Raw genomic sequence first — 14,742 nt, forward strand, 5'->3', positions numbered from 1 at the left:
GCCTTTCCGGCCGAGCGCTGGGGCATCGGCCCGATCTGTGCGTGGAATGTCCGCGATTTCCCCGTTCGAGCGTACCGACCGGTCGAGCGTTGCCCGGGGCGCGAACAACCGCCGGTTGACTCCAAGATTTAGAGTGTCTGCCATGGCTTACGACGTTGCCCGGATTCGGGGGTTGATCCCCTCGCTCGGCGACGGTTGGATCCACCTCGATCCGCAGGCAGGCATGCAGATCCCTGACGCGGTGTCGCGCACCGTCTCGACAGCGTTCCGGAACGCTGCAGGATCGGCGGCGGGCCGGCATGTCTCGAACCGTCGCAGCGCAGGGATTCTCGACGCGGCGCGCACCGCCATCGCCGACGTCGTGGGCGGAGATCCTGCCGCAGTGGTCCTCGGACCGAGTCGCGCCGTGTTGCTCGCGTGGCTGGCCGAATCGCTGAGCCCGAGACTCGGGCTCGGTACCGGCATGGTGCTTTCGCGTCTCGATGATGAGGCGAACGTGGCGCCATGGCTGCGGGTGGCGAGCCGTTACGGCGCGCAGGTGCGTTGGGCCGAGGTCGACATCGAGACCTGTGACATGCCGGCCTGGCAGTACGAGGAACTGATCACCCCGACGACGCGTCTGGTCGCTTTGTCGGCGGCCTCGTCGATCGTCGGCTCGGCGCCCGATGTCCGGGTGGTGGCCGACCTGGTCCACGACGTGGGGGGCCTCATGGTCGTCGACGCCGCAGGTGCCGCACCGTACGCCCACCTCGACATGGCCGATCTCGGCGCCGACATCGTCACCGTCGACGCTGCCGCGTGGGGCGGGCCACAGATCGGCGCGCTGGTCTTCGCCGACGCTGCGCACCTCGACCGGGTCCCGGCGATGTCACTCGACCCGCAGGCCCGAGGGCCGGAACGGCTCGAAGTCGGGGGCCATCAGTACGCGCTGCTCGCGGGTGTCACCACGTCGATCGATTTTCTGTCCTCGCTCGACGACGAAGCCACCGGGACCCGACGGGAACGGCTCGAGATTTCCATCAGCTCGATGCAGCACTACCAGGACAAACTCTTCGAACGGCTGCTGCGCCAGCTCGACAGCCTCACCGGTGTCGTTGTGCTCGGACGTGCGTCGAGTCGGGTACCCACGATCAGCTTCACGATCGACGGTGTGCCCGCGGACAAGGTGGCTGCGCACCTGGCGGATCGCCGCATCGCGACGGTCGCGAGCACTCGCGGGACGAGCCGGTTGCTCGACTCACTGGGTGTGAGCGACGAGGGCGGCGCTGTCAGCGTCGGCCTCGCGCCCTACACCACGGCGTTCGAGATCGACCAGCTCGTCCGCGAACTCCGCAATCTCTGAGCTCACCTCTGAGCTCACCTGCGGTCGATCTCGAGCACCACCTTGCCCACTGTTTCCGGGGAGTCGAGAAGTTCGTGGGCCTTGGCGGCTTCCGCGATGGGGAGCTCGGCGTGCACGACGGGTTGGACCTTGCCTTCGGCAACCAGCGGCCAGAGATGTTCACGGACGGCTGCGACGATCGCGCTCTTGCCCGATTTCCCGGTATCGGGCCGGCCGCGCAACCCTGTTGCAACGACGTGTCCACGCTTGGCGAGGAGCTTGCCGAGATTCAATTCGCCCTTGGTGCCGCCCTGCATCCCGATCACCACGAGCGTGCCGTCGGGGGCGAGGACGTCGATATTGCGCGACAGGTACGCCGCGCCCATGTTGTCGAGCACCACGTTCGCGCCGCCGTAGGCCTTCTTCACTTCGGCGACGAAATCCTGGGCACGGTAGTCGATCGCCAGGTCTGCACCGAGTTCACGGCAGCGATCGAGTTTGCCTGCGGACGCCGTGACGGCCACCGTTGCGCCGAGGGCCTTACCGACCTGGATGGCATGCGTACCGATACCGCCGCCGCCGCCGTGCACGAGCAGGACATCTCCGCGGGTCAGGCCGGCGCTCATGACGACGTTCGACCACACCGTGCACGCGACCTCGGGCAGAGATGCTGCCGCAGCGAGGTCCATGCCGGCAGGTACCGGAAGTAGCTGCGAGGCGGGAACCACAACCTGTTCCGCGTACCCGCCGCCGGTGAGCAGCGCGCAGACGCGATCGCCGATCTTCCACCCGGAGACACCCTCGCCCAGCTCGGCGACCACACCGGAACATTCGAGTCCGAGGATCTCGCTGGCCCCGGGCGGGGGCGGATACAGACCCCGACGCTGCAGCAGGTCGGCTCGGTTGACCGCGGTGGCGGCGACATCGAGAAGAACCTGGCCGGGACCGAGCTCCGGGTCCGGCTGTTCGATCCACTGGAGAACCTCGGGCCCACCGGGTTCGGTGGCGACGATTGCGTGCATGTCGACGACGTTATCGTGACGGGCTCGAGATAGGGCAATGACTCGCGAACATGCTCTCCACGGAGTACCTGGCGGTAACTTCTCGGGTAGGCACGTGATTACACTTCCCGCGTGACCGGCGAACATGACACACCGAACTGGCTGACCGCGGAGGAGCAGAACGCCTGGCGACGGTATATGGACGGCAATAGCCGGTTGATGGAAGTGCTCAATCGGAACCTGCATGACCAGCACGGGTTGTCTCTTGCCGAATACCGGATCCTCGTCATGCTGACCGAAGCTCCCGAGGGGTCCCTGCGTATGAGTGAACTCGCCGACGGTGTGCTGTCGTCCCGCAGTCGCCTCACCCATCAGATCCGGCGTATGGAGACCGACGGAATGGTCGTGCGGAGTTCGTGCCCCGACGACGGTCGCGGCGTGCTGGCCACCGTCACCGATGAAGGTCGTCGTCGCCTCGCGGAGGCTGCTCCCACCCACGTCGATGACGTGCGTACCAACCTCATCGATCTGCTGAGCAAGAGCGAGTTGAAGACCCTTGCCCGGATTTTTGCGCGCGTGGACGGGGCCCTCGCTGAAAAGTAGTTCGGGGATGCAGTTAGGATTTGGCACGGAAGCGTGGCAGAGCGGCCGAATGCACTCGCCTTGAAAGCGAGCGTCGTGAGAGCGACCGGGGGTTCAAATCCCTCCGCTTCCGCCGATGAGAACGGCCCCTGTCCAGCGCATATTGCCTGGTAGGGGCCGTTTTTCTCTGGATTGTCAGGTGCCAGCCGACGGCTTTGCCTACGCTCTGCGCTGATCATAGATAAGGAGCGCTGTCACCCATGATCACCGTCGCCGACCTGGCCGGCGCCGTCTACACCTCGGGAAAGGTGTTCGACGGCCTCGCTACCGGCCGCCTCGACACCGAGAACTTTCTGCGCTCGGGAAGCCTGGCCGGAATCTCCTCCCGCGCCGACCTTGCGCTGCTCGAGGACCTCCGGGACGTCGCGCAGTTCATCATCGACCGCCACGATCAGCCGGTCGACGCCGGTTACGTCCGTGCGATCAATGAGCAAATCACCCGCAGCGGTGCCCTGCATCCCGGGCGGCTACGCACCGACGACCAGCAGATCGGCGTCGGAACCCGCTACGGCCGGCACACACCGCCCGCGCTGACCGAGAACGATCTGCAGCGATTGATCGACTCGCTGGCCAGCGATGACGTCACTGAGAACGCGCTGGATCTGTTCGTGGAGCTCGCCAAGGCACAGCCGTTCGAGGACGGGAACAAACGGACCGCGTTGTTCGCTGCAAACAGTCTGCTCATCGGCCACGGCGTGTTGCTGGTCATTCCCGTCGACGAGCAGGATCCGCAGCTGGCCGATACCTTCAACGATCTGCTCGCCAAGGCGTACATCCACGACGAGCACACCCCGGTGAAGGGCCTGCTGCGCGACCGCGGACTCACCACGCTTCCGCGCTGACCGATGTGAGAAAGGATCGCCACCGCGCCGTTGCTCTCCGTGACGATCCGCTCGGTGGTCTCGGGTCGCTCCCGGAACGATTCTCCGTCACGGACTTCCTGCGTGATCTGGGCGTCAGGTTCTGGGGATCCGAGAACCGACCCGGCGTCACCACCGACCACAGAACTCGCGCTCTGCCTCTGGCGGAGCCGGCCTCGGGCCAGGCCGGAACAACCAGCCGTCCAGGTCTCGTTGACGTGGTTGACGATTAAGAGGACAATGTGATTGACGCAGTTGACCTTTTAGGAGGCTTCGTATGGATACCCCCACCCTGGCCGCAAAGGAACGCGAGCTCATGGACCTCCTCACCCGCCGCGTCCACGCCACGTTCCGGGACGCACGCGAGGCCGGCGTCCCGGCCGAGGTCTTCGACGACGTCGAGGCCATCGCTGCCTCGATGGCCGCGGGTCTGCCCACTGCCCACGTCTACGACCTGCTCGTGGGTCCGTTCTACGACACCGGCGGCCTGACCCGGTGGTGGGGCATCAGCCGCCAAGCGGTCAACAAGGCTGTGGCCGCGGGTACCGTGATCGCCTGCCGGCTCGCCGACGACGGCCCGTGGGTCTATCCCACCTGGCAGTTCACCGCCGAGGGGACCGTGCACCCGCACCTGATCACCCTGTGGAAGATCCTTCGCGAGGCCGCCGACCTGTGGACCTGCGCGGTCTGGCTACGCAGCCGGCAGCCCGGTCTCGGCGACCGCACCGCGGTCGAATGGGTCACCGACGGCCATCCCGTCGACACCGCACTGGCGCTGGCCAGCGCTGATGCCGAGCGGTGGCGCCAGTGACACGGGACTCCGTTGCTCTGCGTCCACCGGCCCTGCCGCTGAAGGATTTCCCCGGCTGCGAGGTCACCACATCACAGAAGCTCATCCGTGGCCACAGCGCGGCCAACGGTCCGTGGTGGTTCTCTTCTTCGGGCGGTGGCCGGTTCGACCTGACGCCGCCGCGAGGCACCTGTTACGTCGCGTTCGACGAGGTCACCGCGATCCGGGAGACCGTCGGCGAGGCACTGGCCACCACCGGGATCATCACCGACACCTTCGCCGCTACCCGGCAGCTCTCGACCCTGGCCGTGCAGCACGACCACCGCGTCGCCGACACCTGCGCGGAGCGGGCCGCGGACTTCGGTCTCACCCGGGAGCTGGCGTCCATGACGCCGTACGCGGTGCCGCAGGAGTGGGCTTGCGCGTTCGAGGCCGTCAGCTTCGGCGGGCTGCGTTACCAGACCCGGTTCACCACCGGGCCGAACCCGAACGCCGTCGCCCTGTTCAACGACGCGGGTGAAGCTGCGTGGCCGGAGGATTCGAGCCCGGAGCCGTTCATCGCGGCAGCCCGGCGGTGCGGCTTCACTGTCGCCGGCGCGCCGAGGTCGGTGCGAATCGTCTCGCCGCCGACGAGCTGATACGGCCCGGGTGTAGCACTCTCCGCATCATCAACATGAATGGGAAGTCGAACGACCGTGAGTGTCTGATGACGAGTGTTGCCAGGGGAGGTCGGAGAGAATGAGCCGGTGGCGCTCAGGAACAGACAAGGCACGAAATCACGTACCAAGTGGCTGACCGCCGCCTTCTGGGTCGTGACCTTCTTGTTCGCCTATATGCTCGGGCACCTCGACTGGTGGGCATGGCTGGTGTATTTAGGGGCAGGATCGACGCTCACTTATATCTGGTGGAGACGGCGTCATCGCAGTAGATATGCGATTTTGTTCGGCTCGACCTGCGCGTTGCTGGTAGTCATGATGCTGACAATGATCGGGTGGGCACTCTTTGCGTCCGTCTCGGTCCCGGTAGATAGCGTCGGACCGCGGAGGGTTGTCTGCGGATCCGTCATCAACCCGGTGTCCGCCAACGAGCTGAAAGTTACGATCGCCGGATCGGGTGATTCCGTAGTCCAGTCTCGTCCGATACCGCAGAGTGAGCTGGAGCGGGTGTGTTCGAACTGGCTCGACTTTCGCGGTAGTAGAGCAGTCGATCTGGCTTTGATAAGTCTGTTTGGGGCTGTGCGGGCTGCTGGGCACTTCGTTCCGCCGAGAGCTTCCTCGACCGCTTGCACGACACCATGGCCTAGCCCAACAGATCGGGGACAACGATGACCTCAGCTCACGAGACTTCCGATTCGCTCGTCTCAGCACTTGCGAAAGCGGACATCCCGACTATCAATCACGAGTTCATTCGCGACATCACGTCGGCTGTTGGGATTCTCAGCTATCACGCTGTTTCTGCCAGTACGTCATACATGGTTGCGAGTCGGCGCGATGGCGGGCCGGACTTGCACATCCACTACGGGTACACGAATGGATTCACGAGCGAGGAGGAGATCGTTCGCGTTGCAGGTAGCGGTCCTGTGCGTGCACCCAGCTCCCGGAAGGGCACCTGGTACGTGGGGCATCCGGAGAACGCCCTCCGTCATCGCGATGGCTCCTCGCGTGACGCTCGGCGGGAAGCCGGCTACTGCAGCTGCGGGATGCAACTGTCCTTACGGGGGAGTATGCGACTACTGCGACTAGCTACGAGGCCCGCGCGACGAGAGTGCCTCTGCCGCCACGTCATCAACCACACGGAACCCGCACTCTGTCCTCTCCGGCAGGGTGCGGGTTCTTCTTTTCGCTTCGACACGGCCGCCGTGTGGCGCGTAGCCCTCCAATTCCAGTTCATGGCTCTATTCTCGAGGCCGTGGCCAGCGACGACACCCCAGCCTCGACCACCTCCTTGCCGACCTACGCGCCCGCAGCGACCTCGCCACCGAGGCCGGCCTTGCGGAGATCGCCGAACTGGGCACCGTCGAACTCACCATCGCCGAGCTCGACCAGCTCCTCGACCGCCTCGAGGATTACGAGACCGAGGTCATCACCCACGAATTCATGCGCCGGCGGCCATCACCTCTGCACGGACGGCACATCGCAGCGACACCTATAGCCCCATAGGGGTTATAGGGATAGTGCTGATCGAGACGGACCTGACAGTGGAAAGCAACCGAATCGACAGAACACCCTATTTGAACAGTGGTTATGACACGTCCCTATAGGGGGTGGTGACTATGCCAGCCACTGCGCACATCGCATCCAACTCGTAATGTTCTGTCCTACAACGAATTGCGGCACTTGACGCAGTCCGCATCCGGAACCGGCGTGACCGGAATGCCGGTCCCCTGCAATGCCTTCAGAAGCAACCGGCGCCCCCGACCGCCGCGGTACGCGGACCGGTAGTGGGTTCCCTCGACCTTCGCCGTGGCAGGCTGATCCTCATATATCGCGCGGGCCCACTGCTGGGTCAGCTCGCGGTTCTCGTTGCCGGATGCGAGCGCGGGCAGCGCACCGATCGCCATCGCCGCGCCCGGCTGATCCAGGTTGTAGGTGTCGATCTCGCGCAGCGGACGCAACCGGGCAACGCGCCAGTTCGAGCACAGTGGCGCGACCCCGGCCTCGCCGAACGCCTCACACGCGGATGTCGCGAGATCGACCGCCAGGTAGATCACCGACCGCCCGTCAGCGTCGACCGCCGGCGCCGCGAAAGACGCGCTGTGGTGATCGAACTGGGCGAGCGGCCCGAACGACCGGAACGTCGCCCCGTTCGGGGTGAACCGATCGCGGTGATAGATCCCGTACCACGGTGCTGCCGTTCCGTCGGCCGGCGTCCATGCCCACCGGTGATCGGCGGCGGGCAACGGCCGCGCCGGTGCCTCGAGAGGCTTGGCCATCAGGCGGCTGCCAGTGTCTCGACGATCGCGAACACATGGTCACTGTCACAGACCATCTCCTGCGCGGGCGTGCGGCCGGCGAAATTGTCGTTCGGCCGGCTCATCCACCGCGACAGGCTCACCACTCCGCCCGGGAAGGCATCGACGAGCCGACGCAGATTCGGCAGGACCGGCTCCGAGTTGTCCGGGGTGAACTGCCATGCGGGGAAACGCCACTCGCGCCCGTCCTTCAACCCGACGAGGCGGTGCTGGGCCACCCACTCCGACACCGTCTGTGGAGAGATCCCGAGCATGTCGGCTGCCTGAACCCGAGAGAACGACACATTCAGCTGCTCGCGCCGCTGCTCCACTTGGAGCGCGAGGTTGGCCTGTTCGAGCTCGGCGGCCTCTTCAGCGGACATGGCCGGTCCCCAGTCGTCCTCCACGCCGTCGGTCTCGGTCGCGGCATCAGCACTCGAGGTCGGAAAGCTGGCGGCTAGGTGCCGGATCGCACGCAACGCCGGAGCATCCTTGCCGAGCAACGTTTCGAACTCGGCGGCCACATCGTCGAGGGTCTTCGACACCCGCGCCTGCGTCGCTGTCGACATCACCTCTGGTCGTGTCGTCATGGACTCACCTCCTGATCCACCACCAGCATACGCGGGATATGCGGGATGTGCGTCCACTGCGCCCACAGGCCTCACACGGGGCTCATCGCAGGAGCGGACCTGCGCAAATGCCCTCTCTCTACGCGGTGCCCACCGGATACCAATCCGCCAGGCCGCTCAGCCCTCCCGAAGCACACGCTGGTTGGGTATTCTCGTGTGATCGTCACGACGTAACGTCGGCTTGTCCGTTCTGCTTGACTCCGACCCGGAGTTTTCAGATGCACTCTCACGAAAGTCCAAGGTCATCCGACTTGCGTTGTGGCGGTGACGGCACCGTCTCCGGATCGCATCCGTATCGGGATTCCGCTTGGGTCCTGCGGTATCTCGACTGTGGCTGGTCCCGCCGCAGACACGGCGTCGACCGCGTAACTGCCCGGGCCTACGACCAACGCGACGTCACCGTAGCGGGAATTCAGGTCGACGGCGGCACGGGTGTCGGTCACCGTCAGATCTCCGAACTTCGAATTTCCTTGGATCACAGTGCCGTAGGGGACGGAGATCTCGTAGCGGGCGACGCAGGTGGGGCTACCCACGGCGAACCTGTCGGGGCACCGCGCGCTGATCGTCAGGCCGGACGAATCGGTGTCGATCGTCTCATCGGGCTTGTCGCCGTCGGTGAACTCGAGGGCGCGCCGGACCTCGATGTCGTCACGGTCGGAGCCGATCACCTGTGCGCTCAGCGACGCGGTGGTGACACCGAGTTGCTTCGCACCCGCATCATCGAGATCGAGTGTGACGGAGGTGATCGTGCCGTTGTAGGTGTCGGTCCGCTGCTCCTGACTCGTCGAACCGGCGGTGCATCCGGTGAGTGCAAGCGTCGAGAGTGTCAGTGCTGCAATCCCGGCAGACAGAAGGGGCTTCCGGGCCAGGTTTTCAACGACGGGCATGACGAACCTCCAGAACGAGTAAGGAAGCGGCGACCAACACTGCGCTGATGCCGAGTGAGAACAGTGGAGAAGGGCCACTGAGCGACCCGTCGGTGCGGAGCGCACCCATGACGTCGACGGCGGCGACTCCGTTGAGCACGGCGTACCAGATCACCAGGTAGACCGCTTGGAATAGGCGTGCACCGCGTCCGATCGACCCGATCAGCAGTGCAAGAGCGGGGATCAACGTGGCGCCCGCAACCCACGCAGTTACGCCGGTCCAGTCCAGTGCAAGGAGCATCTTCACGAGCGGGCCCACACCGGCGACGGCCGCAATGAGCACACCTGCCCCCCACTCGGCGATGAGACGGATGCGCGGCGAGACACCGCACTCCACAAGGGGGTCGACGCCCTGTTCGTAGGTGAGTGTGCCGAGACGCGACCACAGCAGCACCGGCAGCAACCACGCGAAGAGCAGGGCGGTGCCGATGCGATCAGCGGGAACCGCGAGGGCTGCGACCGTCACTATCGCGAGTGTGAGCCACCACCACCGCGACACGCTGCCGAGATGGATACGCACTTCGCCGATCAACAGCCCCAGGAACGCGTGCCCACGCTCGACCGGGGACAGTCCTCGTACGGTTCGTGAGAATGCCTGTGTAGCCGTCGATTCCGGTGTTTCCGAGGGCGTCTGGGTGGAAATCGTCGAGAGGGAAATCTGCAGCCTTGACGGATCGAACCGAGTGAACCAGAACGACGGCACGACCGCGACGAGCGTCGATACCGCAATCAATCCCACACCGGCTGCGACGAGAGTCGCATCGAAGTCCATTCCGGACCACGTGAACTGCCCGAGCGCACCGGGTTCCGCGGTGAGACCGATCGAGATCTCGTCGTCCATGCCGGGGTGCTCGGCGGCCAGGTCGGTCTGGAACCCTGCGGTGATCGTGCCGTAGATCAGCGGAATCCCGGCGAGGAACATCGACGGATAGACGAAGAACCACAGTATGTTTCCCGCACCACCGCGCAGGATCGGGATCGTCTCGAACACCACAGCTGCTGCTGCGGCCACCGTCAGGACCGGAAGACAGAACAACACGATCGGAAGCCAGAGTGCAGTCATGTCGAGGCTCGTGGATTCCCCGCGGAGGAGCTGCATCACGGGTGCGATGAAGGCGAGTGCGGCAGCCATCGCTGCCAGCACCATCAGGTTGCTGAGGTACTTTCCCAGCAGATACATCGGAGTGCGCAGCGGGGATGCGGCAAGCGTTTCTCCTACGCCGGTGGAGATGTCGCGCGCGATGCTGCTGCGGACGACGTAGAACCCGAACAGTGGCAGCCACAGGCTGCCGATCATGGCGAGCATCATGCCGATATACGCGCTGTCGTACATTCCCCGGAACGACCCGACCTTCACCATCGCGTAGGTGGCGGAAGCGGGCGGGATGGCAACATACCCGAGCGCGATGGCGCCGAGCACCGTGACCAGGAACGCGGGACGCCGGGCACGGTCGCGGAAATCTGCTGCCGCGACGGCAGCAACGGCGCTTGTCATCGGGTCACCCCGGCAGCGGTGATCGGAGTATGTACCGCACTGACATACGCGTCTTCGAGGTCGGGTTCGACAGGGCGAGCCCCCTCCACCGGAGGCATGTGCGCGACCGCACGAACCCGCACGCCGCGTGATGTTCGGACGGTGCGGGTGATCGTCGCTCGCTGCCGGACGTCGGCAACGGCATCGATGGGGACGATCGCTTCCCACACCAGGCCGTCCGCTGAACGGAGCAGTTCCTCGGGGGTGCCGCGCCGACGCAGTTCGCCGGCGGTGAGGATTGCGATGTCGTCGGCGATCGCTTCGATGTCCGACACGATGTGGGTGGACAGGATGACGATCCGTTCGGACGCCAGATCCCCGAGCAAGTTGCGGAACCGCATGCGTTCTTCGGGGTCCAGCCCGACCGTCGGTTCGTCGACGACGAGAAGTTCAGGGTCGCCCAGAAGCGCCTGTGCGATTCCGACGCGCTGGCGCATGCCGCCGGAGAACTTGCCCACCGGTCGCGATCCGGTGTCGGTGAGGTTGACCAGTTCGAGCAGTTCGTCGACCCGCTCCTTGGTAGATCGCGTGCTCAAACCCTTGACCGCGGCGAGATACCGGAGGAACTCGCCGGCACTGAGATTCGGATAGACACCGAAATCCTGTGGGAGGTAGCCGAGGACGCGTCGGAGCGGTTCAGGCCGAGCGACGATGTCGGTGCCGTTCCACGTGACCGTCCCGGAAGTCGGCCGAGTGATCGTCGAGAGAATGCGCATCAGCGACGACTTGCCGGCTCCGTTGGGTCCGAGGAGGCCGAGAACCCCCGGTCCGATCCGCATGCTGACGTCGGTGACGGCCTGTTTACCTCGATAGGTTTTGGTGACGTTGTTCAGCTCCAGTTGCATGACTACAGCCGACCATTTCGTCGGTGGTGCGGTCACTGGGGCCACGCGGCGGATCGGAGGTGGTGTCAGCACCACCCTCCGGCTACACCTCACCTCATCCCGAAACAGCGGCTGCGTCGATAGGCTCATTCGAGTGTCCTCTGCTGAACCGACCACGGTGCTCACCGCGATCACACGGCGACGCTTCCTGCTGACAGGGTGGTTGTGGCGCTCGCTCGGCTATCTGCTGACCACCGTCCCGGTGGCATGCGCGGTGGCGCTGCCGTTCGCAGCGTTCTGCGTCCCGTGGTTGATCCTGATCGTGTGGGCGGGCGACGGCATGTATCCGCAACCGCTCGGCAGGGTGTTGTTCCTCGGTGTTCTCGGCGTGGTGCTGGTGTTCGGGCTCGGCCCGTTGGTGGCGATACCGCTGGCGACTCTGGAACGTATGCGGCTGCGTCTGGTGAGCAGCGATCGGGCGCTCTCGGCGCACCGCGCTCCTCCCGCCGCGGGCCTGTGGCCCTGGGTGCGCACCCGCTACACCGAGGCCGCGACGTGGAGAGAACTCGGCTACGCAGTCCTGCTGCTCACGTTGATTCCCGCATTGTTGTTCCTGGCCGCGGTGATCACCGGACTCATCGTCGTGATGGTGGCCAGTCCCTTGGTTGTAGGTGACGGTGACGAGGCGGTCGCGCTCGGCTTCAGCCAGATCACGTCGGTCGATCAAGCTCTTCCTTATGCGATCGCTGGTCTGCTTCTGCTTCCGACGATCCCGTATGTGATTGCCCTGTGTGCGGGACTGCACGGTGCACTCGCCCGGTCGTTACTGTGCGGCGATGACCCCGACGCGCTTCGCGCTCGACTTGTCGAGGTGTCCCGGTCTCGGGCCCGGCTGGTCGATGCGTTCGAGGCGGAACGCCGCAGGATCGAGCGCGACCTGCACGACGGCGCGCAGTCGTTGCTCGTCAATCTCACTCTGCAGTTGGGCATGGCCAAGCTCGACCTCCCTCCGGATTCCGCCGCCGCGAAAAGTGTGTCGCTGGCACATGACCAGGCCAAGGACCTGATGGCGGAACTGCGGCAACTCATCCGGGGAATCCACCCCAGGGTGCTCACCGACCGCGGCCTACCCGATGCCCTACGTGAGTTGGCCGAGGACTTCGCGGTCCCGGTCTCCGTCACCGCGGAGATCTCGCCGCGCCCGTCGCCGGACATCGAGGTTGCAGCCTATTTCGTGGTGGTCGAAGCGCTCAACAACATCGCCAAACACGCGGGTGCGACGGCAGTCGACGTGACCGTCCGGCGGGCCGGGGATCTGCTGGTCGTCGAGGTCGTGGACGACGGCTGCGGCGGTGCGGATCCGAAACGGGGGAGCGGTCTGACGGGCCTGGCCGACCGGGTCGCTGCGGTCGACGGCAGAATGCTGCTGTCCAGCCCGCCCGGCGGGCCCACCGTCGTCCGAGTGGAGTTGCCGTGGATCGAGAACTGACTGCTGTGCGAGTGGTCCTCGCCGAGGACGGCGCACTGCTGCGCGAAAGTCTTGCCGCGATGCTCGAGCGATTCGGGTTCGAGGTCGTCGCGTCGGTCCCGGACGCCGTGGCATTGGAAACGGCTGTCGCCGAGCACCGTCCGGACCTGGTCGTGACCGATGTGCGGATGCCGCCGGGGTTCACCGACGAGGGGTTGCGCGCGGCAGTGGAATTGCGACGGACCTACCCGGAGCTCGCCGTGGTCGCGCTGAGCCAGTACGTCGAATTGAGTTACGCCGACGAACTTCTGGGGGCAGACGGCGGGCGCGTCGGTTATCTGCTCAAAGATCGCGTGGTCGATGTCGAGGAGTTCGTTTCCACGCTGCGCCAGGTGGTTTCCGGTGGCACGGTGATCGATCCCTTGGTCGTCCAGCAATTGTTCCGGCGCCGGCGGGATCCGTTGGCACAGTTGTCGCCGCGCGAGCGCGAGGTGCTCGCCTTGATTGCCGAGGGACATTCGAACGCTGCTATCGCCGCTCAGTTGTTCATCACGGAGTCGGCCGTGGGCAAGCATGTCGGTAACATTTTCAACAAACTGGTGCTGCCACCCACCGACGACACGAATCGTCGGGTGCTGGCTGTGCTCGCGTATCTGCGTCGGAACGAGCTCGACTGAGACGCCTTTTACGCCCGAATCGTCCGAGATGGGCTGAATTCGCACGATGTGCGGCGCCGACAACTAGGGTCGCTTCCAGTTGGCTTGACCCGGAGATGCCGGACGGGTTGAGATCGAACTCCGGTCGTCGGGGGACGAGGAGCTGTATGCACAAGAGGTCGATCGCCGCCTTAGCTGTGGCGCTGTTGTTACCACTGTCCGGACCTGCCGTCGGGCACGCTCAGCCATCTCCACAGGCTGCGGTGATCGATCACACCGAGCGCATCACCGACAGTCGCACGGCACTGTTCGTGTTTTCGCCTTCGATGGGGACGGTCGTCCAGGTCCAGGTGCTGCACCCGGCGTGGGACGGACCGCGCCCGACGCTGTATCTCCTCGATGGTGTCGGCGCGGGTGAAGAAAGCGAGTACCGCGAGAGCACCTGGACGAAGGAGACCGACATCGTCGACTTCGTTGCGGACAAGAACGTGAATGTGGTGCTCCCCGTGGGTGGGACGGGCAGTTACTACACCGACTGGCAGCGACCGGACCCGATCCTCGGGGTCAACCGGTGGGAAACGTTCCTCACCGAAGAACTCCCGCCGATCATCGACGCGCGGTTCAACGGCAACGGAACCAACGCGGTTGCCGGGCTGTCGATGGGCGCGACCGCAGCGATGATGCTGATCACCCGCAATCCGGATCTGTACGAGGGAGTGGCGGCGTTGAGTGGCTGCCTCGACACCCAGCAGGACTCGACCCGAAACTCGGTGCGCGCCACGGTCGTCTACAAGGGTGGAAACCCCGACAACATGTGGGGTCCGCCGGACGACCCGGATTGGGCTGCACACGACCCGTACGTCCACGCTGATCAGTTGCGCGGCAAGGAGGTGTTCATCAGCACCGGCAACGGACTGCTGGGTCCGCACGACTTCGCGGTGGCGAACGAGCCGATGTCGACGGGCGTCCCCCTCGAGATGGGTGCGTTCATCTGCACCCTCACCTTCGACCGCAGGCTCCGCGAGCTGCACATTCCTGCGACCGTTGTGTATCGACCGTGGGGCACGCACTCGTGGGCGTACTGGGAAGACGACATCAAGACGGCATGGCCCACGCTCGAGGATGCGCTCGGGCTCTGACG

At 65.2% G+C, this 14,742-nt stretch carries 15 protein-coding genes and 1 tRNA gene; 9 read left to right on the forward strand and 7 right to left on the reverse strand.

All coding sequences use genetic code 11. From position 1 onward, the window contains the following. Window positions 1-142: 142 nt before the first annotated feature. Window positions 143-1,342, forward strand: coding sequence for a cysteine desulfurase-like protein (locus HCA61_RS16745; protein ID WP_169689287.1), 1,200 nt, complete (start codon window positions 143-145; stop codon window positions 1,340-1,342). Window positions 1,343-1,356: 14 nt separating this feature from the next. On the opposite strand, the gene HCA61_RS16750 is transcribed toward HCA61_RS16745, so the two are convergent. Then, entirely contained in the window at window positions 1,357-2,343 is a 987-nt protein-coding gene (locus HCA61_RS16750; RefSeq protein WP_169689288.1) for an NAD(P)H-quinone oxidoreductase, read from the reverse strand. A gap of 111 nt (window positions 2,344-2,454) precedes the next feature. On the opposite strand from HCA61_RS16750, the gene HCA61_RS16755 reads away from it, so the two are divergent. The 5 genes from HCA61_RS16755 (at window position 2,455) to HCA61_RS16775 (ending at window position 5,252) form a co-directional block, all read left to right on the forward strand. Beyond that, complete coding sequence (locus HCA61_RS16755; RefSeq protein WP_346777576.1) at window positions 2,455-2,925, forward strand: MarR family transcriptional regulator; 471 nt, start codon at window positions 2,455-2,457, stop codon at window positions 2,923-2,925. Between the two features lie 27 nt (window positions 2,926-2,952). Continuing rightward, window positions 2,953-3,037 (forward strand) — tRNA-Ser (locus tag HCA61_RS16760). Window positions 3,038-3,164: 127 nt separating this feature from the next. Continuing rightward, window positions 3,165-3,806: a Fic family protein gene (locus HCA61_RS16765; protein WP_169689289.1), complete on the forward strand. Its 642-nt coding sequence runs from the start codon at window positions 3,165-3,167 to the stop codon at window positions 3,804-3,806. Window positions 3,807-4,101: 295 nt separating this feature from the next. Next, on the forward strand, window positions 4,102-4,635 hold the full coding sequence (locus tag HCA61_RS16770) for a hypothetical protein (protein WP_169689290.1): 534 nt from the start codon (window positions 4,102-4,104) through the stop codon (window positions 4,633-4,635). Then, window positions 4,632-5,252 (forward strand): RES family NAD+ phosphorylase, encoded by a 621-nt coding sequence (locus HCA61_RS16775; protein WP_169689291.1) that lies wholly within the window; start codon window positions 4,632-4,634, stop codon window positions 5,250-5,252. The genes HCA61_RS16770 and HCA61_RS16775 overlap by 4 nt, the downstream gene beginning before the upstream one ends. 1,314 nt (window positions 5,253-6,566) lie before the next feature. Here HCA61_RS16775 and HCA61_RS16780 read toward each other — a convergent pair. The 6 genes from HCA61_RS16780 to HCA61_RS16805 all read right to left on the reverse strand — a co-directional run bounded on the left by HCA61_RS16780 (window position 6,567) and on the right by HCA61_RS16805 (window position 11,498). After that, a complete protein-coding gene (locus HCA61_RS16780; RefSeq protein ID WP_169689292.1) occupies window positions 6,567-6,704 on the reverse strand; it encodes a hypothetical protein in 138 nt (45 codons plus the stop codon). A gap of 227 nt (window positions 6,705-6,931) precedes the next feature. Beyond that, window positions 6,932-7,546: an RES domain-containing protein gene (locus HCA61_RS16785; protein ID WP_169689293.1), complete on the reverse strand. Its 615-nt coding sequence runs from the start codon at window positions 7,544-7,546 to the stop codon at window positions 6,932-6,934. Then, window positions 7,546-8,154, reverse strand: a complete 609-nt coding sequence (locus HCA61_RS16790) for a helix-turn-helix domain-containing protein (protein ID WP_169689294.1) — start codon at window positions 8,152-8,154, stop codon at window positions 7,546-7,548. The genes HCA61_RS16785 and HCA61_RS16790 overlap by 1 nt, the downstream gene beginning before the upstream one ends. 281 nt (window positions 8,155-8,435) lie before the next feature. Then, window positions 8,436-9,080, reverse strand: coding sequence for a hypothetical protein (locus HCA61_RS16795; protein ID WP_169689295.1), 645 nt, complete (start codon window positions 9,078-9,080; stop codon window positions 8,436-8,438). Beyond that, complete coding sequence (locus HCA61_RS16800) at window positions 9,067-10,614, reverse strand: hypothetical protein (protein ID WP_169689296.1); 1,548 nt, start codon at window positions 10,612-10,614, stop codon at window positions 9,067-9,069. Before HCA61_RS16800 ends, HCA61_RS16795 begins: the two co-directional genes overlap by 14 nt. Then, the gene (locus HCA61_RS16805; protein WP_169689297.1) at window positions 10,611-11,498 is read right to left on the reverse strand and encodes an ABC transporter ATP-binding protein; all 888 of its coding nucleotides are present in this window, start codon (window positions 11,496-11,498) and stop codon (window positions 10,611-10,613) included. Before HCA61_RS16805 ends, HCA61_RS16800 begins: the two co-directional genes overlap by 4 nt. Before the next feature lie 133 nt (window positions 11,499-11,631). On the opposite strand from HCA61_RS16805, the gene HCA61_RS16810 reads away from it, so the two are divergent. The 3 genes from HCA61_RS16810 to HCA61_RS16820 all read left to right on the forward strand — a co-directional run bounded on the left by HCA61_RS16810 (window position 11,632) and on the right by HCA61_RS16820 (window position 14,740). Continuing rightward, window positions 11,632-12,966, forward strand: a complete 1,335-nt coding sequence (locus HCA61_RS16810) for a sensor histidine kinase (RefSeq protein ID WP_346777577.1) — start codon at window positions 11,632-11,634, stop codon at window positions 12,964-12,966. A 5-nt stretch (window positions 12,967-12,971) separates the two neighbouring features. Continuing rightward, window positions 12,972-13,622 (forward strand): response regulator transcription factor, encoded by a 651-nt coding sequence (locus HCA61_RS16815; RefSeq protein ID WP_169689369.1) that lies wholly within the window; start codon window positions 12,972-12,974, stop codon window positions 13,620-13,622. Window positions 13,623-13,768: 146 nt separating this feature from the next. Next, window positions 13,769-14,740: an alpha/beta hydrolase family protein gene (locus HCA61_RS16820; RefSeq protein ID WP_169689299.1), complete on the forward strand. Its 972-nt coding sequence runs from the start codon at window positions 13,769-13,771 to the stop codon at window positions 14,738-14,740. Window positions 14,741-14,742 lie beyond the last annotated feature (2 nt).

Origin of the sequence: Rhodococcus sp. HNM0563, from assembly GCF_012726195.1 — a bacterium.
Lineage (GTDB): Bacteria > Actinomycetota > Actinomycetes > Mycobacteriales > Mycobacteriaceae > Rhodococcus.

Coding starts and splice junctions, on each gene's coding strand:
- HCA61_RS16745 (WP_169689287.1), top strand. CDS start 143: ATGGCTTACGACGTTGCCCGGATTCGGGGGTTGATCCCCTCGCTCGGC.
- HCA61_RS16750 (WP_169689288.1), bottom strand. CDS start 2,343: ATGCACGCAATCGTCGCCACCGAACCCGGTGGGCCCGAGGTTCTCCAG.
- HCA61_RS16765 (WP_169689289.1), top strand. CDS start 3,165: ATGATCACCGTCGCCGACCTGGCCGGCGCCGTCTACACCTCGGGAAAG.
- HCA61_RS16770 (WP_169689290.1), top strand. CDS start 4,102: ATGGATACCCCCACCCTGGCCGCAAAGGAACGCGAGCTCATGGACCTC.
- HCA61_RS16785 (WP_169689293.1), bottom strand. CDS start 7,546: ATGGCCAAGCCTCTCGAGGCACCGGCGCGGCCGTTGCCCGCCGCCGAT.
- HCA61_RS16790 (WP_169689294.1), bottom strand. CDS start 8,154: ATGACGACACGACCAGAGGTGATGTCGACAGCGACGCAGGCGCGGGTG.
- HCA61_RS16795 (WP_169689295.1), bottom strand. CDS start 9,080: ATGCCCGTCGTTGAAAACCTGGCCCGGAAGCCCCTTCTGTCTGCCGGG.
- HCA61_RS16800 (WP_169689296.1), bottom strand. CDS start 10,614: ATGACAAGCGCCGTTGCTGCCGTCGCGGCAGCAGATTTCCGCGACCGT.
- HCA61_RS16805 (WP_169689297.1), bottom strand. CDS start 11,498: ATGCAACTGGAGCTGAACAACGTCACCAAAACCTATCGAGGTAAACAG.
- HCA61_RS16820 (WP_169689299.1), top strand. CDS start 13,769: ATGCACAAGAGGTCGATCGCCGCCTTAGCTGTGGCGCTGTTGTTACCA.